The organism is Desulforhopalus sp., from assembly GCA_030247675.1.
Lineage (GTDB): Bacteria > Desulfobacterota > Desulfobulbia > Desulfobulbales > Desulfocapsaceae > Desulforhopalus_A.
Map to the genome: position 1 here is coordinate 183,141 of JAOTRX010000006.1, position 24,780 is coordinate 207,920.

General features: G+C 55.2%; 21 protein-coding genes. 13 read left to right on the forward strand and 8 right to left on the reverse strand.

Annotated features, from left to right (window positions below):
• Nucleotides 1–152: 152 nt before the first annotated feature.
• Together OEL83_14130 and OEL83_14135 are read right to left on the reverse strand one after the other, a co-directional pair.
• The gene (locus tag OEL83_14130; GenBank protein ID MDK9708177.1) at nt 153–1,052 is read right to left on the reverse strand and encodes an alpha/beta hydrolase; all 900 of its coding nucleotides are present in this window, start codon (nt 1,050–1,052) and stop codon (nt 153–155) included.
• A 71-nt stretch (nt 1,053–1,123) separates the two neighbouring features.
• Nucleotides 1,124–1,495, reverse strand: a complete 372-nt coding sequence (locus tag OEL83_14135; protein MDK9708178.1) for a helix-turn-helix transcriptional regulator — start codon at nt 1,493–1,495, stop codon at nt 1,124–1,126.
• Between the two features lie 152 nt (nt 1,496–1,647).
• Between OEL83_14135 and OEL83_14140 the strand changes: the two genes are divergently transcribed.
• The 9 genes from OEL83_14140 to larB all read left to right on the forward strand — a co-directional run bounded on the left by OEL83_14140 (nt 1,648) and on the right by larB (nt 11,350).
• Entirely contained in the window at nt 1,648–2,514 is an 867-nt protein-coding gene (locus OEL83_14140; protein ID MDK9708179.1) for an SDR family oxidoreductase, read from the forward strand.
• 508 nt (nt 2,515–3,022) lie between these two features.
• Nucleotides 3,023–3,568, forward strand: a complete 546-nt coding sequence (locus OEL83_14145; GenBank protein ID MDK9708180.1) for a flavodoxin family protein — start codon at nt 3,023–3,025, stop codon at nt 3,566–3,568.
• 72 nt (nt 3,569–3,640) lie between these two features.
• Entirely contained in the window at nt 3,641–4,774 is a 1,134-nt protein-coding gene (locus tag OEL83_14150; protein MDK9708181.1) for a metallophosphoesterase, read from the forward strand.
• Between the two features lie 269 nt (nt 4,775–5,043).
• Nucleotides 5,044–6,228, forward strand: a complete 1,185-nt coding sequence (locus tag OEL83_14155) for an iron-containing alcohol dehydrogenase (protein ID MDK9708182.1) — start codon at nt 5,044–5,046, stop codon at nt 6,226–6,228.
• Between the two features lie 47 nt (nt 6,229–6,275).
• Nucleotides 6,276–7,208 (forward strand): DUF362 domain-containing protein, encoded by a 933-nt coding sequence (locus OEL83_14160; protein ID MDK9708183.1) that lies wholly within the window; start codon nt 6,276–6,278, stop codon nt 7,206–7,208.
• Entirely contained in the window at nt 7,205–8,119 is a 915-nt protein-coding gene (locus tag OEL83_14165; GenBank protein MDK9708184.1) for a hypothetical protein, read from the forward strand. The genes OEL83_14160 and OEL83_14165 overlap by 4 nt, the downstream gene beginning before the upstream one ends.
• Before the next feature lie 17 nt (nt 8,120–8,136).
• Entirely contained in the window at nt 8,137–9,054 is a 918-nt protein-coding gene (locus OEL83_14170; GenBank protein ID MDK9708185.1) for a DUF362 domain-containing protein, read from the forward strand.
• 4 nt (nt 9,055–9,058) lie between these two features.
• On the forward strand, nt 9,059–10,651 hold the full coding sequence (locus OEL83_14175; protein MDK9708186.1) for a 4Fe-4S dicluster domain-containing protein: 1,593 nt from the start codon (nt 9,059–9,061) through the stop codon (nt 10,649–10,651).
• A 45-nt stretch (nt 10,652–10,696) separates the two neighbouring features.
• Nucleotides 10,697–11,350: a nickel pincer cofactor biosynthesis protein LarB gene (gene larB / locus OEL83_14180; protein MDK9708187.1), complete on the forward strand. Its 654-nt coding sequence runs from the start codon at nt 10,697–10,699 to the stop codon at nt 11,348–11,350.
• A 63-nt stretch (nt 11,351–11,413) separates the two neighbouring features.
• Here larB and OEL83_14185 read toward each other — a convergent pair whose 3' ends face one another.
• The 6 genes from OEL83_14185 to OEL83_14210 form a co-directional block, all read right to left on the reverse strand.
• On the reverse strand, nt 11,414–11,809 hold the full coding sequence (locus OEL83_14185; protein ID MDK9708188.1) for a hypothetical protein: 396 nt from the start codon (nt 11,807–11,809) through the stop codon (nt 11,414–11,416).
• A 211-nt stretch (nt 11,810–12,020) separates the two neighbouring features.
• Nucleotides 12,021–15,116, reverse strand: a complete 3,096-nt coding sequence (locus OEL83_14190; protein ID MDK9708189.1) for an ATP-binding protein — start codon at nt 15,114–15,116, stop codon at nt 12,021–12,023.
• A 27-nt stretch (nt 15,117–15,143) separates the two neighbouring features.
• On the reverse strand, nt 15,144–16,409 hold the full coding sequence (locus tag OEL83_14195; protein ID MDK9708190.1) for a branched-chain amino acid ABC transporter substrate-binding protein: 1,266 nt from the start codon (nt 16,407–16,409) through the stop codon (nt 15,144–15,146).
• Between the two features lie 331 nt (nt 16,410–16,740).
• Nucleotides 16,741–17,478, reverse strand: coding sequence for an amino acid ABC transporter ATP-binding protein (locus OEL83_14200; protein ID MDK9708191.1), 738 nt, complete (start codon nt 17,476–17,478; stop codon nt 16,741–16,743).
• Nucleotides 17,479–17,482: 4 nt separating this feature from the next.
• Complete coding sequence (locus OEL83_14205) at nt 17,483–18,271, reverse strand: amino acid ABC transporter permease (GenBank protein MDK9708192.1); 789 nt, start codon at nt 18,269–18,271, stop codon at nt 17,483–17,485.
• Nucleotides 18,272–18,346: 75 nt separating this feature from the next.
• Nucleotides 18,347–19,081 (reverse strand): basic amino acid ABC transporter substrate-binding protein, encoded by a 735-nt coding sequence (locus OEL83_14210; GenBank protein MDK9708193.1) that lies wholly within the window; start codon nt 19,079–19,081, stop codon nt 18,347–18,349.
• Nucleotides 19,082–20,106: 1,025 nt separating this feature from the next.
• Here OEL83_14210 and OEL83_14215 point away from each other — a divergent pair.
• The 4 genes from OEL83_14215 (at nt 20,107) to OEL83_14230 (ending at nt 24,748) form a co-directional block, all read left to right on the forward strand.
• The gene (locus tag OEL83_14215) at nt 20,107–20,478 is read left to right on the forward strand and encodes a LuxR C-terminal-related transcriptional regulator (GenBank protein MDK9708194.1); all 372 of its coding nucleotides are present in this window, start codon (nt 20,107–20,109) and stop codon (nt 20,476–20,478) included.
• Nucleotides 20,479–20,616: 138 nt separating this feature from the next.
• A complete protein-coding gene (locus OEL83_14220) occupies nt 20,617–21,594 on the forward strand; it encodes a hypothetical protein (GenBank protein ID MDK9708195.1) in 978 nt (325 codons plus the stop codon).
• 23 nt (nt 21,595–21,617) lie between these two features.
• On the forward strand, nt 21,618–22,910 hold the full coding sequence (locus OEL83_14225; GenBank protein MDK9708196.1) for a hypothetical protein: 1,293 nt from the start codon (nt 21,618–21,620) through the stop codon (nt 22,908–22,910).
• A gap of 26 nt (nt 22,911–22,936) precedes the next feature.
• Entirely contained in the window at nt 22,937–24,748 is a 1,812-nt protein-coding gene (locus OEL83_14230; protein ID MDK9708197.1) for a hypothetical protein, read from the forward strand.
• The last annotated feature ends 32 nt before the right edge of the window (nt 24,749–24,780 follow it).

Here is a 24,780-nt window from a genome sequence, read left to right on the forward strand (position 1 = left end):
AAGTGTTTTCAGGTAGTTCTGGACTCCAGCTTCCGCGGGAGTGATGTTCAGTCAGAACGTATTGTGAATTGACTAACCCACCTATTTGACGTCACCTTTCTCGTTCAATTGCTCCAGCAATCTGTGGCCTTAATCCGAGCCGTATTCTTTCGTCACAGGCCATCCACTTGGTGAATGACAGACAACACTGCTTCGGCAAATTCCTGAGGGGTTTCCTGCGGGGGATTATGGCCGATTCCCCGCAGCACCCGATGCTCATGCCTTCCCGAGAAAAACGGGCGATGGCTTGCTGTGCCACCGGGAGGGAGAACGCCATCGACTTCGCCATCAAGCGTTATAGTTGGCACGGAGATTTTTGGAAGCTGCGTCAGGCGCTGTTCGGTTTCTTCGACTGCAGGATCGCCAGGAACCAGGCCGAAGCGATGCCGATACGAGTGAATCACCACATCGACAAAATCCGGATTGTCAAAGGCCAGGGCCGATTGCTCGAACTCCGCATCGGTGAATTTCCAGGTCGGCGACCACAATCGCCAGAGGAGCTTGCAGAGTTCGCGGCGATTTTTTGTTAACCCGGCTCGGCCTCTCTCGGAGTGAAAATAGTACTGGTACCAGAATCGGTACTCATTTTCCGGTGTTGAGGGCAGGATCGCTCCCGGAATATCCTGGATGTTATAGCCTCCCACCGAAACGAGGCCGAGTATCCGCTCGGGCCACAGGGCCGTCGCGATGCACGCCGCCCGGCCACCCCAGTCAAAACCGGCCACAACCGCCCTGGCGATTTTCAGTGCGTCCATCAGGGCGATGAGATCGTGGGCAAGCACCGCTTGCTGACCGGACCGCGGTGTATCTGCAGAGAGGAAACGGGTAGGCCCGTAGCCGCGAAGATACGGTGTAATCACCCGACAACCATGGCCAACGAGAAGTGGAGTCACTTCATCAAAGGCATGGATATCATAGGGAAAGCCATGCAGAAGGAATACCGGGACCGCGCCTTCGACATTGTTGTCATAGAAAGAAACCTCAAGTTTGTCCGTCGTAATGTGGTGGAGCATGGTCTGCAGACCTCCTTTTACCCTGAATGAGGGCGTGGCAATTGATTGGGAATTTAAAAAATGGCCTGACCTTAGAGAGCGAGGGTATTGTTCCTCTCGTCAAATGTCTTCTGCGCCTCGATGACCGCGTCGTAATGTTCTTCGGCCCAATGCGTCACGATATGCACGGTATCGGACAGCGTCTTGCCCAGGTCGGTGATGGAATACTCGACGGTCACCGGAACCGTCAGAAAGGCCTCCCGCCGAATCAAGCCATCGCGTTCGAGGTTTTTCAAGGTCTGGGAAAGGACCTTCTGGGAGATGCCATCGATTTCCCGGCGCAGTTGATTAAACCGCACCGTTTCCACCCGCAGGCGATTGAGGATCAGCATCGACCACTTATTCGAGATCCGGTCGAGGATCATTCGGCTGGGGCAATTTTTTGCATACACGTCACATTTCATCTGCCAAACTCCTTTATCGGTTACATCAAGGTAACCAGAATACGTTAAAGTGCCTTCTTGCCACCTGATGTATATTTCATATTATATAGCTAATCAACACTAGGTTACATTTAGAAACCTAGGATCATATAATGTACATCAAGGAGTCGGATATGTCAGAAAAAATTTTAGTGACTGGAGCAAGTGGCCAACTCGGCCATCTGGTGATCAATGCCCTGTTGAAAGACCTGCCGGCGCAGCAGATTGTCGCCGGTGCACGGACTGTCGGCAAAGCCGGCGACCTGGCGGCGCGTGGGGTGCAGGTGCGGGAGATCGATTACGAGCGCCCGGAGACTCTCGATGCTGCCCTTGTCGGAATCGATAAGCTCCTCCTCATTTCCTCCAGCGAAATAGGCAGGCGTGCCCCGCAACACAAGGCTGTCATAGAGGCGGCGCGGAAGGCCGGCATCAAACTCCTTGTCTATACCAGTGTCCTGCATGCCGATACCTCGGTCCTTGGGCTTGCCGGGGAGCACCGACAAACCGAGCAGTATCTGGCGGCCTCAGGGGTTCCCGGCGTCATTTTGCGCAACGGCTGGTACACGGAAAATTATGCGGTATCGATTCCGGCGGCAGTTGCCCATGGCGTGTTTCTCGGTAGCGCCGGGGATGGCCGGATTGCCTCGGCGGCGCGGCGGGATTACGCTGAGGCGGCGGCAAGGGTCCTTGTCTCTCGGGAGGAACAGGCCGGAAAGATTTATGAGCTGGCGGGAGATGAGGCCTACACCCTGGCTGAGCTGGCGGCTGAGGTGACTCGCCAGTCCGGCAGGACGCTTGCCTATCAGGACCTGCCTGAGGAGGAGTATCGTAAGGCCCTGATCGATGCCGGACTGCCCGGACCGGTTGCCGTGCTCCTCGCCGATTCCGATGCTCGTGCTGCTGGAGGGGCGCTTTTTGATGACAGCCATACCTTGAGCCGTCTGATCGGGCGGCCGACCACAACCCTTGCCGAGGTGATCGCGGCGGCGCTTGCTTCATAGTTATCGCCAAGAACAAGAGAAAACAGCCGGGCAGTCAACACGTCAAGACAGTGCCCCGTCTCAAGATGGGGCATGTTTGATTCCGTTACGCCGGATTTCAGGTCCGGTAAGATGTCGAGGGCTTGGGGAGGGAGACATGTGGATTACCCAGTGATAGAAGGGTAGCGGGGTTGAAAGAATCTACTTTCTACCACAAGGGCATAAGTTTCGTACGAGCAGACGAGCTGCTCAACTCAGCTTTATCCCACCCCCTCCTCTATCTGGAAATATCCTTCGGAGGTCTCTGTCGCTCAGAGTCCATCCGGTAGCTGATGACCCGAGCCTTGGCCTTTGCTTTTTCCGTATCACATTCGGACGATCAGGCAATAATCAAGGAGGATCAGTCTACCGGTTTTTCGTTCGTCTGCACTATAGTTGACCCATCACTCACTGGGATCTTCTGCGCTGAATAGAGTTCTAAGGAAGCAAGTAACAACCAAACCTTGGAGCCAAAAAAGGAGAAAAAAGAATGCAAAAGAACAAAAAGGTATTGGTTTTGGCCGGGAGTCCCAGAAAAGGGGGAAACTCCGACCTGTTATGCGATCAGTTTCTGCGTGGGGCCGGGGATGCCGGTCATTATGCGGAAAAAATATATGTGACGGACAAGGAGATCAACCCCTGCACCGGCTGTGGAGCGTGTTTTGAAAAGAAAGGCGATTGCGTTCAGGAGGACGATATGGCTGGGATCCTGGATAAAATGGTCGCTGCCGACGTCATCGTCATGGCAACCCCCGTCTATTTTTACTCCATGAACGGGCAGATGAAGACCCTCATCGACCGGACCTGTCCCAGGTATACTGAAATCAGCAACAAGGAAATGTATTTTATCATGACTGCAGCGGTCGAGGGAAAGGAGCTGCTGGAAAGAACCCTGGAAGGCTTCAGAGGTTTTACTTCCTGTCTGAGCGACGCCAAGGAAAAAGGAATGATCTACGGCACGGGAGCCTGGAATGTAGGGGATATCAAAGGGAGCGCGGCGATGATTGAGGCATATGAAATGGGAAAGAACGCGTAGAAGACGGAGAGCACGGTATGAGCACGAATGATATGAGTAAAAGAGTCAAACCATATTGATGAGCACAAGATAATGCGACTTGCAATCCCCTCTCTGGTTCTCTTCATTTATATTGTTGGCAGTTTGATTACCTTCTTTCCTTGCCGCCCTCTGATAAAGGCGGTTGCCAGTATTGCGCTTCTGGTCATAAGCCAGAAATATCTCATTTATGAAAGGCTCGGTGGCTCCTTTATCGCCCCCGATTTACCGGGTCCTGTGCTGCTGGCCCTGGAAATACTCTATGCCGCCATGGTCATCCTGGTCTTTCTGTTGGTACTGAAGGACGGACTGGCGCTCCTGCTCTGGCTGAGCCGCTGGCTGGGGACTTCCTGGCATCTGCCTTTTACCCCTGCGATCCGGGGCATCGGTCTGGCGGTTATCGCCCTGGTCCTCTGCCTCTATGGGACCTGGCAGTCCATCCGCGTTCCGGGTGTCCGCACGGTGGAAATCACTCTGCCGAAATTACCGGTAAGCCTCGATGGATTCTCCATTGTCCAGCTTTCCGATATCCACATCGGACCCTTTCTAAAAGGTGCCTGGCTCCGGGAGGTGGTGGCGAAGACCAACGCCCTGTCGCCAGACCTGGTGGCCGTTACCGGCGATATGATAGATGGTTCTCCGGAGGAGTTGACGGACGACGTGGCGCCCTTTGGGGATCTGCGGGCCAGGTATGGCGTATACGGGATTACCGGTAATCACGAATATTACTTCCGGGTCGAGGAGTGGCTGCCGGTTTTTGCGAAGCTGGGTATCACCATGTTGATGAATGAACACCGGATCCTGGCTGCCGAAGGTGGCGGGGAGCTGGTCATCGCCGGTGTGGCCGACCAGGCCGCACAGCACTATGGCGGGGCAGGCCCGAATGTCACCACAGCTCTTGCCGGTGCGCCGGATGCGGTCAGGGTGCTGCTGGCCCATCGACCCAATGGCATAGCGGGAAGAAACAATGCCGATCTTCAGCTCTCCGGCCACACCCATGGCGGGCACCTGTTTTTTCTCAAATGGCTGATCTCGGCCTTCAACGGCGGGCTGGTGGGTGGCCTGTACGAGGTCGTCGGCACGAAACTCTATGTCAGTCCGGGCACCGGGCTCTGGGCCGGCTTCTCCTGCCGTCTGGCCGTGCCGGCGGAAATTACCCACATTGTTTTACGAGCGCAGGCACACTAATATTTGCTTATTATTGAAAATCCGAAGTTTTTACCGATAGATAAAGAGGACTTTGGCTGTCCTTCGGCACTGCATAGACATACAATCCAAGGTTGATTCGGAGTATCAGGCAAGAATCAAAGAGGATCGATCTACCGCTTTTACTTTCCCGTGATGTAGTATTGATACAAGCTGACTGAGCGGCTTGGTCTGTTCCAAGAAAGCCTAGCCCTTGGCTAGAAACAGAAAGAAGCAACTGAGAAGCCACAATCGATCACAAGGAGATCATCATGAAATTCGAATTCTATAATCCCACCCGCCTCATCTTCGGTGCAGGAAGTCTCTCCCGTCTAGGCGAGGTCGTACGACAAAAGGGCAAGCGTGCCCTGGTAGTCACCGGCGGCGGCAGTGTCAAACGCAACGGCACCTTCGGCCGGGCGGTTGCAAGCCTTGAGGCGGCTGGCGTCACCGTGGTGGAATGCAGCGGCATCGAGCCCAACCCGCGCATCAGTTCGGTGATTCGCGGCGCGCAGATCGCCCGTGACGAGAAGTGCGAGGTCATTGTCGCCCTTGGCGGCGGCAGCACCATGGATGCCTCGAAGGTCATTGCCGCGGCCGTTCATTATGACGGCGATCCCTGGGACATGATTCTGCACGGTCAGGAGAAAGTGTACGTTCCGACGAAGGCCATGCCGGTGATCACCGTGCCGACGCTCGCCGCCACCGGTTCGGAGATGAATTGCGGGGCGGTTATCAGTAATGCCGAGACAACTACCAAGTCGTTTATCATGAACGAATGCCTGTATCCCTTCGCGGCGGTCGTCGATCCCGAACTGACCATGAGCGTGCCCAAGGACCAGACCGCCTACGGGGTCTGTGACCTGATCACCCACGTCACCGAGGGCTATTTCAACGGGGTCGACGGCACGCCGATCCAGGACCGTTTTGCCGAAGGGGTCATCCAGACCGCCATGGAATGGGGCCCGAAGGCGGTGGCCGATGGCAGCAATCTTGAAGCGCGCGCCCAGGTGCAATGGGCCTCGGTGGTTGCCCTGAACGGCTGGGTACAGGTCGGCACCGATGGCGCATTTCCGGTGCACTTTATCGAGCACACCCTGTCCGCCCACCATGATGTCACCCATGGTGCCGGTCTGGCCGTCGTCAATCCGGCCTGGATGCGTTTTGCCGCAAAAGCCCGCCCGGAAAAATTCGCGCAATTCGCCCAGCGCATCTTCGGGTTGCCGGCCGGAAAGAGCGACCTGAGCTGCGCCCTGGAAGGGATCGACCTCTTTGAAAGATTCCTCCGTTCCATTGGCTGCCCGACACGCTTGTCAGAGCTGAATATCGGCGAAGACATGCTTACACGCTATGCCCAGGATACCCTGAAGATTGTAAGCGACGGCAAAGGCAATCTGCCGGGGCGGCCATTGATGAGTGAGGCCGACATCGCCCTGGTGCTGCGCTCGGCCCTGTAATCACTGAGATGCCCATCAACATGTACAGGTAAAAAAGGAGGCCTTATATGTCTGACTCCATTACCCGCCGGACGTTTATCAAAGGCAGCACCGCTTTCGGGGTCAGTTCGATCCTTGGCGGCGGTATTGACGGCTGGATCCACCGGCCGGCACTCGCCGCCGCCACCGCCGATATCGTGGTGGTGCAGGGGGCCGATTATTTCCAGAGCGCTATGCGGGCCGTGGAGCTCCTCGGCGGCATGGGCAGATTCGTCGCCAAAGGTGCGAGGGTGGGATTGTTGATCAATTCGCCCTGGGACAATCCGGGCAGTTACGTGCGGCCGGATATTGTTCTGGCGGTGCTCCGCATGTGCCGGGAAGCCGGAGCGAAGGAAATCGGCGTTTTCAAGGAGCTCAGCAGCAGTTACTGGAAACGCAGTCCCCTGGCCGCGAAGTTCGCTGACGATATCAAGAGTATCACCACTATTGGTGGTGACCATATGGAGGTGGCCATCCCGCGCGGCAAGACGCTGAAAAAGGCCGATGTCGCCAAGGCCCTTCTCGAATGCGATGTGTTCATCAATATCCCTATCGCCAAAGACCACAGTGGGCTCGGCTTTACCGGCACCTTGAAGAACATGATGGGCCTGACCTCGTTTGCCACCAACATGTACTTCCATCACGGTTCGGGCAAGCTCGGCTGGTATGACGATGTCGATTTCCTGGCTCAGTGCATTGCCGATATCAATCTGTTGCGCAGGCCCGATCTCTGCATCTTCGACGGCACCGAGATCCTTGCGACCAACGGCCCGCGGGGGCCGGGAAAGCTCGTCAAACCGCAGAAGGTCTTCGCCGGTGTCGACCGGGTGGCCCTTGATGTCTATGGTGCCAACCTCCTCGGTATCAAAGGCGATGAGGTGCGCACCGCCCAGTTGGCGCATGAGCATGGGCTGGGGGAGATTGATCTGACGAGATTGCGCATTGAAGAGGTGATGGCATGAGATGGCGGTTGCCGGGAGGGCAGCTCGCCCTCCTCTTGTTCCTTTTCGTGGCAAGCGCTACGGCTGGGCAGGCGGAGGACCTTACCGGTCTCCTGCCGGCGGACGGCGAGGTTGCCGGTCTAACGCAAAGCGACACGCCACAGGTCTTCCACGGCGAAGACCTCTATCAGATGATCGACGGCGGGGCGGACATCTACCATGAGTACGGCTTTCGCCAGGTGTTGAGTGCCGAGTACGCGGGCGATCCTGATAAAATCATCAAGCTCGAACTGTACGAGATGGCAAGTCCGCTGGCTGCCTACGGCCTCTATAGCTTCAAGGTCGGGGAGGGAGGTAAGGAACTTGCCATCGGTCGGGAAGGGCGCCTCGAAGATTACTACCTCAATTTCTGGAAGGGCAACATGCAGGTGACGCTGATCGGCCAGGACGCGGGCGAAGAGACGGTGCAGGGCGTCGTCGCGCTGGCGGAGGCGATTGCCGCCAAAATCACGGCAACCGGTGCCCGGCCGGAGCTGGCCGACCTCCTGTTACGGGAACCGCTGGCCTTTTCCCGGGCCAAGTACCTGCGCGGGCCGATTGGTCTGATGAACAGCTATGTCTTTGACCGGGAGGATATTTTCCGCGTCCGTGATGGGTTTGCCGGCCGGGTCGAGGCTTGTCTGGCCATGGTGTTTCGCTACCCAGGCGCCCCTGAGAGCGCCGGAGCCTATGAATACGCCACGAGCAAGCTCTTGGCCGGGACCAGGTTTTCAAAGCAAAGCCAGCAGGAAAATCACTTCACCATGGTTGACCGCAAGGCAGAGCACATTATGATTACGCAAACGGGGCGGCATATAGCTATCGTTATCGGCAAAGACGTGAGAAAGGTACAATCTATCTCAGCGGGCTTGGTTGCAAAGCTGAAACTCTGAAAACTCGGGAGGATACCATGGACCGTCGTGATTTTATGAAAAAAGCCATCGGCACCGGCATCGTTGCCGGATCGACCGTGGCCTTAGGTGACTACGCCGGGCTCTTTGCCGCAACGGACGCCCCACCGGTCTACGATCTTGTTGCCGTCAAGGGCGGCGAACCGGAGGCCATGTTTGATAAGGCCATTGCCTCCCTTGGCGGCATCGGGGAGTTCGTACCCAAGGGCAGCAAGGTCCTCGTTAAACCGAATATCGGCTGGGACGTCACCCCCGACCGCGCCGGCAACACCCATCCAAAACTGGTCGGCCGCATCGTCGAACAATGCCTTGCCGCCGGGGCCAAGCAGGTCTCGGTTTTTGATCATACCTGCGACCCCTGGGCGCAGTGCTACCGCAACAGCGGCATCGAGCGGGCGGTAAAGGATGCCGGCGGGAGGATCGTTTCCGGCGACAGCGAGGGTTACTACCAGAAGGTCGCCGTGCCGAACGGCAAGCGGCTCAGGGAGGCGAAGGTGCACGAGCTGCTCCTCGAAGCCGATGTCTTTATCAACGTGCCGATACTCAAGCATCACAGCTCGTCGCTGGTCACTATCGGCATGAAAAACCTCATGGGCGTGGTCTGGGATCGCGGCTTCTGGCACCGCAACGACCTGCACCAGTGCATCGCTGACTTTGCCTCGTACCGCAAGCCGACCCTGACCGTGGTCGATGCCTATAATGTCATGAAGCAGAACGGCCCGCGCGGGGTGTCGGCAGGCGATGTCGTGGCGATGAAATCGTTGATCGTATCCAGGGACATGGTGGCCGCTGACGCCGCCGCGGCCAAGCTCTTCGGCGCCGAACCGATGGACATCCCCCACATCCAGCTGGCATCTGAGATGAATCTCGGGCGGATCGACCTCGGTAGACTGTCGATCAACCGCATCAAGCTGTAATGATATGCGGTTGTACCGGTTAAAAACCCTGCGCGTCGGCGTGGCGCTGGTCGTTTTCACGCTGATCGCCTTGGTATTTCTTGATGTCCATAACCTGGTCGCGCCTTCCGTCGCAAAGGGCCTGCTTTACCCGCAGTTCGTGCCGTCGCTGCTGCAGTACCTGGGCGCTCCGGTGCTTGCGGCAAGCGGCTTTATCGTCGTAGTTGTTTGCACCCTGCTATTTGGCCGGGTCTACTGTTCGACCCTTTGCCCGCTTGGAACGCTGCAGGACGCCATCGGTTTTGTCGCCCGGAGAAAACGACGACGGCGCGGTTTTCAATATTCTGAGGAGCATACTGTCCTGAGGTATACCATCCTTATGGTGACGGTGCTTTTGCTCCTGTCCGGCAGCGGCCTGCTGCTTAACCTGCTTGATCCATTCAGCAGCTTTGGCCGGATCGCCACCAATCTCTTTCGCCCGGTGCTCCTCTTTGTAAATAACCTCACCGCCGCTGCCTTCGAGCAGTGGGGAGTGTACGGCCTGCCCCGGGTGCGCTGGGCGGTATTTGCTCCGGCCTCCGTCGGTGTCTCCCTGGCGACCCTGCTGCTGATTGCCTGGTTTGCCGCACGGCATGGCCGCCTCTACTGCAACACCCTCTGCCCGGTGGGGACGCTGCTCGGGCTTCTTGCCGGGATCTCCTGGTTGCGCCTTACCATCAACCGCGAAGGCTGCAAGGGCTGCAAACTCTGTGAAGATGTCTGTAAGGCCGGTTGTATCGATTCCGGCAGGAAAACGGTGGACAGCCGCCGCTGCGTCAGCTGCTATAATTGCCTGACTGTTTGCCGCAAGAATGGCCTGCGTTTTGAAAATAATTGGCGCAGGCGCATCGCCGAGACCCCTCCAAACGAGGAGCGGCGAGGGTTCCTCGTGCATTCCGGGATCTTCCTTTTGGGACTTGCCGGTCCCCCTGAAGACACCAAGGTCATCGTCCAAAGCAAGCCGACGACGATTGTCCCGCAGGTAACCAGTCCAGCCTCGCCGCCAGGTTCCGGCAGCATCGCCCGCTATACCGCCACCTGCACCGCCTGCCATCTCTGTGTCAGCGCCTGCCCGTCGCGGGTGCTGGTGCCTTCGCTCTTTCAATTTGGTACGGATGGCCTGCTGCAGCCGCAGCTGAACTTTCACACCGGTCATTGCAATTACGAGTGCACGATCTGCATGGAGGTCTGCCCGAGCGGCGCCCTGGTGCCGATGGGCGTTGCGCAAAAAAAACTGACCCAACTGGGTGTTGCCAAGTTTATCAAGGAAAACTGCGTCGTCTATACCGACAACACCGCCTGCGGCGCCTGCTCCGAGCATTGCCCGACCAAGGCGGTGGATATGGTGCCCTATGTCAACCCTCTTGCCAGCCTTGTGGGTCCGGCCACCAAGGATCTGAAGATCCCGGAGATGAAGCCGGAGTACTGCATTGGCTGCGGCGGCTGCGAGCACGCCTGTCCCACCAAGCCCTACAAGGCGATTTTTGTCGACGGCAACCCGGAACACAAGCTTGCCAAGAAACCGCTGGTGAAAAAAATCGAAGTTCAGGTTGATAACAACGAGGACTTTCCGTTTTAATACCGTACTGAAGATGTGAAACCCATGGAAAGCTGAAGAGGTAATATGAATCACGGTATTCTTTTTGATCATTGCCGCACTGCCCGCATCGGTCTGCCGGAGGCGGTGTTCTGCGAGGGCAAACCTGCGGCGGCGGTGGTCGAGCTGCTGTCGCGGTTCGGCAGGGGCTCCGGCCATCCGGTCCTCTTTACCCGTCTCGCCCCGGATGTGTTTGCAGAGGCGCCGGAGACGGTTCGCAGCGGCTTTGACTATCACCCCTTGTCGCGCACGGCCTTCGGCGACACCCTGCCATCAAAGGGCAAGGGTCGGGTGGCGGTGGTCTCCGCCGGGACCGCCGATAGCTTCGTGGCCTGGGAGGCGGTGCGGACCCTTAGCTATCTCGGTATCGAGCAGAAGATCTTCGAGGATTGCGGCGTTGCCGGACTGTGGCGGCTGGCGGAACGGCTGGAGGAAATCAACACCTTTGACGCGCTGGTGGTCGTGGCAGGACTTGACGCCGCCCTGATCAGCGTCCTGGGGGGGCTGACGCCCAAGCCGGTCTTCGGCGTGCCGACTTCCGTCGGCTACGGCGTGGCCCAGGGCGGCAAGGCGGCGCTGATGAGCATGCTTGCAAGCTGCGCCCCGGGGGTGGCGATCATGAATATCGACAACGGCTATGGCGCGGCCTGCGCCGCCGCCAGGGTGGTGAACAGTCTGTGAGTGGCGATGAACAGCTTTGACGCCGAATAGCCTCGGTGTTTTCTGGGTCAGTCAGATGGTCCTTCAGCAGCCGCATCCGCAGGAGCCGCCACAGCCGCCATGGGAGAGCCCCTTGGCGACTGCCTGCGCTACTTCCCGGTCGGTGGCATCGGTTACCTCGGCGATTTCGATTGCCAAAGTGAATGTTTCCGGCATGATCTGTAAACCAAGTGCCTGACGTAAAGGGGAGAGAAGATGTCCGAAGAAATCGCCGGCTTTGGCCTTGGTGACGGGTATATGCAGGTCATCACCAACCTGTTTGTCGCAGAGTGCCGCTTCAAACTGGCAGATGCCGCCGCTTCCCACCCCGTAAATGAACTCGAAGGGCACTGGCGAATCAGTCAGGCCCGGCGATTGGGGTTCGCCGCCACTTTTCAGGAGGAGCGCCACTTTTTTCAGATATTGTACAGTCGCAGTCACCTTCATCTCCTTCCAATTCTTACATTTGTCCTGTGAAAGCGTGGTGCACCGCAAAGGCATATGAATAATCTATGTCCCTTTGTAAGCACTGCTGGGCTTTTCTGCAATAGTTCTCCGCTATAGTGTCTTCAGGGTTTCACGGAGAGCAAGATGTCGAGGCTGCGCCGTGTGTGGGATTTACCCTTGGACGTGAATTGCGACAGCACAACGATCAGGCACCGTCCCGATGAAGGGCCTCTCGGATCTTGCTTGCCAATCCTTGTCTGGTGAAGGGTTTCTGTAGAAAGAACACCCCCTCGTCGAGGACTCCGTGATCGGTGATAACATCGGCGGTGTGGCCGGAAATATAGAGTATTCTGAGGCCTGGAGAAGTAGACAACAGGGTTTTGGCCAGGGTGCGGCCATTCATGTCCGGCATGATCACATCGGTTATCAATAATTGAATCTTACCGGCAGAGTTCCGCGCATGCAGCATCGCCTCAGCGGCGGTATTTGCCGTCAAAACCTGATAACCGAGCTGCTCCAGCATTATTGCGGTCATGGTAAGGATGGCTTTTTCGTCCTCCACCAGCAAAATGGTTTCACTGCCGTGGCTGACGGGAGTGACATGGTCTGCAGTGTACTCCGGTGTTTTCTTATCCTGGTGCCGAGGCAGATATATCCGGAAGGCCGTGCCTTTTCCCAGCTCACTGTGAACATGGATAAAGCCGTAGTTTTGCTTGACGATGCCATAGATCGATGCCAGACCGAGACCGGTCCCTTTGCCCACGTCTTTGGTGGTGAAGAAGGGTTCAAACAGCCTCTTCCGGGTTTCTTCATCCATACCGCATCCGTTGTCACTGACAGCAAGCAGCACATATCTTCCCGCCTGGAAACCTTCGTCCAGGTCCCTATAGGTCTCGTCGACATCGACATTGCCCGTCTCGACGGTGATCCTGCCCATGGTGCTGATTGCATCTCTGGCGTTGACGCAGAGGTTGGCCAGGATCTGGTCGATCTGCGAGGGATCAATTTTTACCGGGCCCAGTTCCTTGCCCGGTTTCCATATCAGTTCAATATCTTCACCGATGAGTCTTCGCAGCATGGCCAGCATGCTTTCCACCGTATCGTTGAGATTCAGCACCTTGGGCGCCACTGTCTGCTTGCGGGCAAAAGCCAGGAGCTGTTTGGTGAGTTTTACCGAACGTTGGGTGGCCCTCTGGATTTCCAGGAGAGCGGCATGGATGGCCTGATTTTCCACAGTTCCCTCAAGAATTATTTCCGTGTATCCTTGAATCACTCCCAACATATTATTGAAGTCATGGGCAACCCCGCCGGCCAGTCTTCCCACCGATTCCATCTTCTGCGCCTGGGTAAGCTGTAGCTGCAGCGCTTCTTTTTCCGTGTCCACCTGCTTGCGTTCGGTGATATCCTGGAATGATCCACTGATTTTCACTACCCTGCCGTTTTCGACGAACGGGTATCCTATGGTTCGTACCCATTTATGATTTCCTTTGGCGGTGATCATTTCCAACTCCAGGACATATGGCTTTTTCAGTTCGTTTGCATCGTGAATCGCCTGGATAAGCATTGCTTTCGATTCATCTGTATAAAAACTGATCCCGAGCTCGACATTGGTTGGCAACTCGGGATCAAGCTCATGAATTCTTGCCACCTCCTCCGTCCAGGTGCCCTTTCCGGTAGCCGGATTAAATTCCCAACCGCCAATCTTGGCAGCCTTACCCATCTCTTTCATAAGAAAGGTGTAGTGCTGCAAAGCATCTTCTGTTTCCTTACGTTTGGTTATATCCAGGACAAACTTATCGATGATCGGATAGCCGTTCTGCCCTTCCGCGCTCTCATCGGAGGCCAGTCGGGCATGAATTGACACCCAGATATTCTCGCCGTTTTGTTTTTTCCACTGACATTCGAAATGCTTTATTTTTCCGTGGGTCTGGAGTTCGTGGATTTCCGCCAGCCGCCTGCTGGGATCAACATACACCTGCTCAGCCAGGTTGGAATAGCCGGCTAAAACCTCAGCAGGCGATTCGCAGCCAAGCATGATCGCGCCATCCCTGTTCACCATCAAGACCTTGCCGCTCGTGGTGGTTCGGAAGATTCCAAGGGGCGAATTCTCGAAAAGATGGCGAAACCAGCGCTCGCTCTCAGCCAGCTGCCGGGTGCGTTCGGCGATTTTTGCCTCAAGATCGCCAACCAGCTCCCGTATCCTGCCAACCATCATGTTGAAGGTCCTGCTCAATTGTCCGAGTTCATCCGCTGAATCGTCTTGCCCGGCAATATCCAGGTGACCCTGGCGCAGCTGAGCAGCCACTCCATTCAGATGGAGTATTCGCATGGTGATACTGCGATTAATCGTCCTGACAATAAAGAATCCCCAGACCAGGGCCAGGCCGATCAAGGTCGCAATCAGAAGAAAGGTTACCTGGCGGGAACGAGATATCTTGCCCTTAACTCTCCTGACTTCGAGGTGGGCGGATTCAACCAAGGCTTGCGCAACAGGGATGACGTTTTGTTCCTGCAGAGAAAAATCGTTAAATATTCCCTTGATGGCATTGTCGGTAACAACAATTTCATAGCCAAGCTGCTCCAGAGAAGCCAGCATGGCAGCGACATTTCCTGTGTCGGCCCGAGAATCAAATTCCGCAGTTTGAAGCTGTTGATTGAGGATGTAGATGACATTGAAGGCAGACTGCATGACATGTCGCTGTCGCGAGACCTTGTATTGCAGGTAAAAGGCCATGATCTCATGCAACCGGTCCTTGACCTTCGCTGCATCGGCGGCTTCCTGCATCAGGGTGGCTGCGAGCTTTTCAAATCGATGCTCAAGGCCGTACTCAGGCGCGACCATGCGAGTCAAAAGTTCTATGGATTGGATGGAGGTGTCGGCGAAGCGCCTGGCTGAGGAAAGATAGAGGTTCAGATCAATATTACGATTTTTAAGGGAATGCTTTATGCCGGTCTGGGCAATTTTTGCCATCAGGTCGGAGCTTATGCCTACGGCTTGAGAAATCAGCCTGACCGAAGGCTGGGCATATTCGATATGGGCCTCATTAAGACCGATCCTGGCTTGATACAGGAAGAAGTTGCGATGGAGAAGTTTGGCTTTTTCCAGCTTGCGATCCATATCGAGAACGTTGTTCTCAATTTCTCGGCAATGGTCGATTGCTGTTTCCAGGCGATTCTCCCGTATAAGGGAGACTAGCCAGGCAACCAGTATCATGGCAATCAGCAGGAAAAAACCCAGAAAATTAAGCTGTAGCCGCGCAGCTATTGTTCGATTATTCCAAAAATCCAGCCACCTTGTCATGGGAATGATTTCCTCTGGAAACAACTTTTATTGTGACAGAGAATACGTGTATTTGATGTTTTTCTGTAAAGCGGCGACTCCTTCGCCGGGGTTTTCCATCTGCAGGATATTAAATATTGGAACGGCACAGTCGCCAAACTCATCGCAGGTCAGATGGCCGGTTATGCCGGGGAAGGCGCGGGTTGTATAGAGTGCTTCACGCAGTGCCTGCCTGCCGATATGCAGGGTTCCATCGGGTTCTTTGACGGCCACTTTGTCTATTGCCTTAAAAAGGAGATTGACCGCGTCATAGGCCCGCAGGTAGTAATTAACGGCGGGGGTGGTCTTGAATTTCTCCCGGTAGCGGACATCCAGTAGTTTTACCGCCTCGGATTCAACTGTACTGGGCCCGACAAAATACATGCCTTGGGCCAAATCGCCCATATCGGCGATGAACGAGTTTTCAATGAGAGCTCCGTCTGCCATTAGTAGCACATTTTTCAAGGACTCGAGCTCCCTCGCTTTACGGAGTATGAGATTACCTTCCGGTTGAAAAAGCGGGAAAAAAAGTAATTGTGCTTTGGTATTGGCAACGGCAGTCAGCACCGGCAGCATCTCCCTATCGCCCTTATTGATGGCGGTATCAAGGACGATGGTGCCGCCGAGGGCGCTGAAGACCTTCTTGAAGCCCTCCGTCAATCCTTTGGTATAGATGTCCCCATCATTGATGGTGGCCGCGTTGTGTATGCCGAGAACTGTATAGGCATAGGTTGCGGCCGCCTTGCCGGCAATTTCTTCGTTGTTGGCGGTTCTGAAATATCCCGGATGCCAGTGGGGACCACGCTTGCCGTCGATGGAGGTGAGAAAAGGCGCGCTGTTGTTACCCGAGATCATCGTCAAGCCGGCGTCGGCCATAACCTTGGCAGCCGTGGTCGCTGATCCGGAGCACGTGGTGCCGAAGATGGCGACAGTTTTAGGATCGGCAACAATCTTCAACGCGGCATTTGCGCCACCCTCGCTGCTGCAACCGGTATCCTCAGTCTGTATTTCGACAGAGTGTCCGGCCACCTTGCCCTGCCAGAAGTCCAAGGCAAGTTCAAGCCCGTAGAGCTGCTCTTTACCAAGGGGTGCAACCCTGCCTGACAGTGCCTGGATGACGCCGATTTTAATTGGTTCATTGCCAGAAAGTGATACGCAGCCAATGGCATCAACACACACAAATGGTTGTTTTTCTTGTGAACAACCCAACAGAAGGAGCGGGATGACAAGTATACAGCCCTGGAGAAACGGGAGGATTTTTCCTCTATTATTCATATTCGTCTCGCATGGATGACAGGGAGGTCTGATTGAATAACATACAGAAGAAGCATATTCCACTGCCGGGATATTTTCCAGGGACATTCAATATGTAATAATGTTTTATCCGGTTGGGGGTGTTCTCACAAGAAGACAGCGTACAGCTTGGTTGAGCAGCGGTTTTGCTCTAACGAAACGTATGCCCTTGTGGTGGAAGGTACGAGACTTTCGAAAAAAAGCGGAGCGGCGAAGGATTAGGCGGGCGAGATCGCCTTGCGCTCAGTCGCCGAGTGATGACGCAGACAGGTAGAGATTGATCCTGTCTACGCTGGGCTGCTGGCAGAGGGCATCACCGTGTTGCCGGAGCAAGGATCTGCTTGAGAAAGAGCTGGCTGCGGGGGTTTTGCGGGTTGGTGAAAAACTCGCTGGGCGAGGCCACCTCAACGATCGCCCCCTGGTCCATAAAGACCACCTTGTCGGCGACCTCGCGGGCAAAGCCCATTTCGTGGGTGACCACCACCATGGTCATACCCTCCCGTGCCAGGGTTATCATAACCTCCAGCACCTCGTTGATCATCTCCGGGTCGAGGGCCGAGGTTGGCTCGTCGAAGAGCATGATCTTCGGCTCCATGGCCAGGGCGCGGGCGATGGCTACCCGTTGCTGTTGACCGCCGGAGAGCTGAATGGGGTAATGGCTGGCCCGATCGCCCATGCCGACCTTGTCGAGCAGGGCCATGGCCAGGGCTTCCGCCTTGTCGCGGGCCATTTTTTTAAGCTTGATCGGGGCAAGGGTGAGATTTTCCAGGACCGTCTTATGGCGAAAGAGGTTAAAGCTCTGGAAGACCATGCCCACCTCCATGCGGATGCGGTTGATGTCCTCACCTTCGCCGTACAGATTATGACCATCGACGTGAATGGTCCCGGAATCTACTGATTCGAGGCGGTTGATGGTACGGAGCAGGGTCGATTTGCCTGATCCGGATGGGCCCAGCACCACAACCTTGTCGCCGGTCTTGATGTCGAGGCTTACCTCATTCAAGGCCTTGAAGGTGCCGAAGAACTTGGTGATGCGATGCAGACGGATGATTGGGTCAGCGGCGTTCATAGTGGCTCAACCTGTGCTCCATTATGCTGATGAGTTTTGACAAAACGAGGGTGATCAGGAGATAGATCAGGGCGATCATGGTGTAGGTCTCGAAATAGTTGAAGCTTTCCGAGGCATACTCCCGGCCGCGCCGCAGGATGTCAGCCACCGCCAGGATCGAAACCAGGGAGGTGTCCTTGAGCAGGGCGATGAACTCGTTGCCCACCGGTGGCAGAATGGTCCGCCAGGCCTGGGGAAGAATGACATAGGCCATGGTCTGCCGGCGATTAAAACCAAGAGAGAGGGATGCTTCCGTCTGGCCATAATCGATGGACTTGATGCCAGCGCGAAAGACCTCGCCCATGTAGGCCCCATAACAAAAGGACATGGCGATCACCGCCGCCACCAGGTCCGGCACCCGGACAAAACGGCCCAGGGCGTAATAGATATAAAAGAGCTGCACCAGGAGCGGAATGCCGCGGACCACCTCGACATACAGGGAGGCGATCAGGTTGATGAAGCGGTTGCTGGAAATTCGCCCCAGGCCGGTCAGCAGTCCAATGACAATTGCCAGGGAGATGGAGAAGATCGTCACCTCGAAGGTGATGACGATGCCGTCGGGAACGAAGCGCAGGATGTTGAGGTAGGGATCCGGCTTGAACCATGGCAGGAAGATGAGCAGGCCGATGGCGCCGATGAGGGCGAGCCACCAGGCGGAAACCAGGCCCTTGTCATCCGGGCTGGGGATGGCTGCGCCTTCTCCGACATCGATTTTGGTGATTCCAGGGTCAGGCATGGCTGTTCCGTCCTGAGGTTTGGATAAAAAAAACCGGGCCCAAAGGCCCGGCAAGCGGAAGATCGAAACAGGCCTTTATTGGCCTATCCATTTTACCTTGAGCTCTTTGTCCAGCCCCTTGGCCTTGACCGCGGCGATCCCCTTGTTGATCAGCTCCAGGGTAGCGGTATTGCCCTTGTTGACGGCGATGCCGTAATTCTCGGCCTCACCGGATTCGATGATAGCGGCGATTTTCAGTTTTTCCTTATACTTATCCAGGGCATAGTTGGCAGCTACCGGATCATCACAGACCACGGCGGCAATACGGCCGACATTCAAATCCTCCATCGCCAGGCCGACCTCATCATAGGATTTGGCCTCGACTCCGGCCGCGGCCTTGATGGCAAAATAGCCGGTGGTGCCGATTTGGCCGCCCACTTTCTGCCCCTTCAGATCGGCAAGGCTTTTGGCTGTTGAGGCCTTATCGACGATCAGGGCCTGGCGGACAGTAAAGTAGGGCAAGCTGAAATCCATCTTTTTTTGCCGTTCTTCGGTGATGGAAACGGAACTGACGATGGCGTCATATTTTTTTGCCTCCAGTCCGGCAAAGATACCGTCCCAGGCAGTGTTCTTAAAGACCGGAGTAAAGCCTGCTTCCTTGCCGGCGGCGGTCATGAAAGCGATGGAATAGCCAACCACCTGTTTTTGATCGTTGACGAACTCCATGGGAGGCCAGGTGGCGTCGGTGGCGAAAACGATGGTCGGTTCGGCTGCAGCCGGTTTACACAGGGCCAGGAGCAGCAGGCAAGCGGTAAATAATCTGGTAATCATGTATTCCTCCGTAAAGTAAAAGTGATTGGGGTTTTTCTCCATCTACCACTCAACTGCACTGCTCGCAAGAAAAAGGTGGCAGGTGAGAAGGTGGATGAGGTGAGCAGTAATCACTTTCCCGGGCTTCCCCAAAGAAGACTAGTCCGGTGGAGGACGATCTGAACCAATACGGTATCTTTGAAGACAGGTTTTACAATAATTCTGATTTAGGAGACGATAATCAGCTCGACACGGTATAAAGCTCTGTCGGAATAAATAAAGCTGGATGTTTCAGAACTGTCCGTTGCTTTGGTCGTTGGTTGTTGATTCAAGAAAAAAAACTGCATCTCAATACCATACAGGCAATGGAAAAGTTGCAAAATCTAACACAAAATGGTAGCTTTTGGCCGATGTGTCAGATTAATTTATACAAAGGAGGCGATTTTTTTGAATCACGAATGCAGCTGTTGATCAACGACTTGCCGGTTAGCGCCATAAAATGAATACCCTGCTCCAGATGGAGAGAGCAGAATCGGCAAGTGAGGATCTACCTTAAGCGGCTGCAAAATTTTGAAAACGATGTGAAGAGATTCATGATCGATTTTATTGTTCCATCTCAAACTGCCAGGCTGAAAACGACCTGCGCATGATCAAGGTTCATGCAAAAGGAATCGGGATGTTTCAGCTCGATGTGCGGTACCAAAAAAATTCTGCCGCATGGGCAGTTCCCCTCAATCTGAAGGCCACAGGATATTGCTGGAACCAAAGCTGTGCAAGTGCTCTTCCAGGGAAAGCAGCCATCGTTGAGATCGAAGAGGGGTCCGTCTATCAATATTGAATAGTTGTTGATTGTTTTTCATTTTATATCTTCACACCGCGAACACAAGCCATTGACTATTGATATTCACGCGACCAGAGGACATGACTCTTACGGCTTGATGATATGCCGTTTTTTCATTTGGGTCTGTGTTATGGCGTAAGAAGAGAGGATGCTTTGTCCTCCTTCAGTAGTTCAAACCCAGGTACTCAAGCCTGTGAGCTTTGTGATGGAATTTCAATTAAATGGAAGAAAATATCGGCTAATATCAGCCCAACTGAGCACCGCTGATGCCGAAAAGGATCTTTCCCATCTTTACGCAGGTGAGCTCATTATTGGCACCCAGCGCTACCATGTTCTGGAAGCGCCGCGACAGGCAGCAACACTCTCCGATGGGGCTGTAAGATCCTTGACCAAGCGAGAGATCCAGATAGTCGTGCTTGTTGCCGAAGGTCTGCCAAACAAGCAAATCGCCTATAAGCTGAACATCAGCGAATGGACCGTATCCACTCATTTACGCCGTATTTTTGCCAAGTTAGGCGTCGATTCACGGGCCGCCATGATCTACCGGTCAATAGAGTTCCTGCCGTCGCACATTTAAGCTACCCCGCATCAGGTACCAGTATCGTGTGACTTGAGAAAGGTTGCATGGACGCCGTATATTTCTCCTCAGGCAACGGAGAAGCGAACCTTTCGCCCTCTCCGGATCGCACCTTTTTTTCACATGAGGAGATGAAAAATGAGCGACAGACTGGAAGAAGATCTCATGGAAGATCTGGCGTATGATGAGGCCGAGGGCGCCTCGGAGATGTTCGATGAAGGAGAGGAATTTGAGGGGTTCGATGCCGCCGATGAGGACCTGGCGGAGATGAATGAATTCGAGGATTTCGATGACGGCTTTGAGGAGGGATTTGAAGAGGAGGGATTCCTTGACGAAGGCGACTACGGCGACGAGGCTGATTATGGCGACGAGGATTCCATGGAGGAAGCCATGGCCTTTGCCCTGGGCGCCGAAGATACCGATGAATTCTGGCGTCGGGTTAGGCAGGGCGTGCAAAGGGTTGCGCGTGGCGCGCGCAGGGTAGGCCGCGTCGTCGGTCGGGTAGCAAGAACCGCCGCACCGATAGCTCAAAATCTGGGGCAGATTGCCAGCGCCATTCCGCATCCATATGCTCAAGTTGCTGGCCGGGCACTGGGAATCGCCACTCCGGTTCTCAACTTGCTTGGCCGGCTCAGGGCAGAGGGCGCGAGCGAAGAAGAGGCCATGGATGCCTTTGCCGAATATGCCATGTATGACGAGTCAGCCCGTCCTATCCTGGCCGGTCTTGCGGCCCGGACTATCGTCAGGGCGCGCGGCGCAAGGATGCCGCTGCCGGCCCGTCGCATTGTCGTGCGCAGTCTCGGTTCGGCAGCGAGAACCCTTGCCCAGCGCCGGGGGCCCACCGCCGTCAGAGCCCTGCCGAGAATTATCCGCAGCGTGCGTCGCACCGCGGTCGCCCGCAGAACTCCCACCAGGGCCATTCCGCGGATTGTAGGCCGGACCGTCGCCAATGTGGCGCGTAACAATCAGCTGGCGAGAAGGCTGTCAAGGCCGATCCCGGCGGCCGTACGCCGCGTCAGGGCAATTGTCACCCGGACCCCGATGCTGGCGGGAGGCGGTGGACGCAGTTTCACCCTGCGCGGACCTGTTCGCATTACGATCTCAAGCGCTGCCTGATAAAAACAGCTTTAGCCGAGGTGATGATGTCGACGCCTGCTATTAGAAAATTCCTGCAAACCAAGGTTACGGCTCTCACGGCCCGTGCCCGGCGTTTGGCGGAGCTGGAGCCGGGTACGGTGGGTATCCGGCCTCAGGATAGATCATTTGCCCCTTCAACGGCGCACTTTGCCGCAGCAAATCGGCGTTTGGCTCATATAGACCGGGCTATCCAGCATCGTCTGCAATTTTTGCAGGCCCATTGGCATGCAGCACCTGCCCAGACCGCCTTGGTATATATCGCCCTTGTCGAACGCGAAGTGGACCGAGCCAGGCGGGCATTCGGCATGTTTTTTGAGCTTTTCAGTCAGCGCGGCTCGGTTTTCGCACCGGCCCTGGCAGCCCATGATGTGATCGCGGCGGACTGTTACGCGGCCATCCGCAAGGCGGCCCCGCTCATTTTTCGGGGCCCGCTGTTAAAACCGCTCACCTATATGGAGCATGGCTATTCACCGGCGACCATGCGCCGCGGCGTTACCCTGCGGCGGCTGCTGGGGGAAAACAATCCCTTCCCGGTCATCCGCATCCCCTGGGATCGCGATAATCCCTGGCAGGCAGTGTTTCTCCATGAGGTGGCCCATAATTTACAGGCGGATCTGGGTATCTGGCACGAAAACAGCCAGGCCGTGGGTGAACGAGTGCTCAAAGCAATCAGCGATCCTCTCTTGACCACCGTTTACCGCCGCTGGCACAAGGAAATCTTTGCCGACCTAGCGGCGGTCCTTCTGGGTGGCCCGGCCTCGGCCTGGGGCATGATGGATTTTCTCGCCCATCCGGGACCCCGGTCGCTGACCTACCGGCCTGGCGGTGCCCATCCCACCGGGTATCTGCGCGGTTTGATCCTCGCCGAGATGTTGCAGCGTCTGGGGTTTTCGGAGGAGGCTGCTAAAATCCTCGCGGTTTGGAAGGGATTCTACAATCCGCAGAAAGGCCACCGGATTCCCCGGCGATTGCTGGAGGGTTCGGTGCGGACGATTCCCCATGTGGTGGATGAAATCGCCTTTCAAACCAGGCGAAATCTCGCGCAACGGGCACTTGTCGATGTCATTCCGTTTCGCCGGGAGGATGAGGCGCTGATCAGGCGTGGCGCCATGGCTCTTATCCGCGGACGGGTGCCGACGGACATTCCGCCCCGCTTTTTCGTAAGCGCCAGCCGCTATGCCATTCAGGGAGGCGCTCAACCCCAACAACTCGCAAACAATGTCATAACCTATTTATCTTCCATGGCTTCCGGACTGAGCATACAGAGGGGTACCCGGAAGGCGATGGCCTCATAAAGACACAGGGGTGAAGCATTATGCCAATGGAACAGCTAAAAACCGGCGATAAAATCAACATGTTTCGTGATCGCTCTCCAGACGCGGTTGCACTCGACAATCTGATCCGTAAGACGCTCAGGGTGAGTGACCCGGCCAATGCCGGAGAAATGGCCAAGGCCCTGCGCAATTACTATCCCACGGACCGTGAGTTTATGGCCCGCGAGGCCGCCGGCATGCCCTTCGTCAGCGCCCCTGTCCAGGCGGTGGCGCCGCAGGCTGTGACCTCCACCAGCGCCGAGGTGGAACAGGCGGTCTCGGATGTCGAGCAAGATCTCTCGGCGTTGACACACAACGCGATTCTGAAGGATATCGAACCCGAGCTCAGAGGCTGGGCCACAGCGGTACGCACTGCCATCGCAAGTGGCATCCACGCCGCCAGGTTCGCTCTTGATCCACGCCAGAGGGACAGCGCCTTTGCGGCCCGCAGGCATCTTGGCAATTATGCACGGATGGCCCGAGCGGTCGGCACTCTGACCCCGGCTGCTAATCCTCTCTTTAGAAGCTTTGCCCAGAGCATAGATGAAGTGGCAGCGGTCATCCTCGTCCTCATCGGGGAGTCTTTGGCTAATGCCGGTATTGGGGGAGGCAAGTTCATCCTGCAAGCTCCAGTAAGCGAGATTCAGGCGCGAAGGGATGCCGTGATCTATTCGCTGAGAAATCTGGTGGGATCAACCCAGGATGCCTACGGACCAAACGAATGGCCCAGAGGGCTCCAGGCATACCAGCAACTGATGAAACATTTGGGCAATAATGCCCAGCATGATCTGCGAGCGCTTTTCCAGGAAAGCGAGTTGGCTGAGTTGATGGATGAACTGATTCATCTGGCGGTTGGCAGCACCGCCGAAGGATACCGCGCGCTCGGATCGACCGCCATGATGGCTCTGGAACGTTTTAACCGGCTTATCCATTTTGGCCAGGATGTTGTTAAACCGGAGTCGCCGCCTCTTGCATCCTTTGTCATGTCGTTGAAGCTCTTTTTGAATGCTTTTGACAATGGAAGGCAAGGACATCGCTTGATGACAATCGCCAGGCCGCCAATCCTTTTCTATGGTCTTTATGGAATGAAACAGGATTCTGCGAGTCAGCGTTTACTGCAGATAATTATTCATCGTGGCCAGCTCGCGGAAGAATTGGATTGCTGCTCTTCAAACAAGCTTTCAATGAAAAAAAGAAACCTTTCATTTCAAAAGGACGACCATGATAAACCTATATTTCTAACCAATGAAGAAAGCCAGATCTGCCTCGATAAAATTCTTTATGATATCGATCGGACTATCGACCTCTATGCCCTAGGCACTGAGAATTTCGGCAAGCCAGAAAAGAGAGCCGGAGCATGTGCTTGCATTATAAAAACTCTGTCTATAACTCCGGCAATTTACTCCTTAAGTGGTATTAGAACTCTGATCCTTAAAGCAGGCCAAACTGGTTGGGTCAGCAAGGAAAAAGAAATTCTTTATCAAGAACTTAGAGCTCAGCAAAAAGCTGAATATGGCTATGATTCATTGCTCCAGGCAATGGCACCTTCTTGCTTTAATATTTTAGGTAAGCAGATTAATCCAGTGATTTTGCTTATACAAAAAACAATTAATCAGCTCGATTATAATCAACCAAAGACCAAAAGAATTCCTCAAAATTACGAATCGAGTCTCGATAAAGCTGTTTCTTTCATCGATAAGATAGATAAAAAAGGAGACAGAGAGCTAAAAATAAAATCGCAGAACACGGCTCAAGAAGCAGCACAAATTGCACCAGATAAAGAGGAAATTGATCCTGGTAATTCGGATAAACGAGTTTAGGAACACAATTAAACGACGTTTTATCAACTCTT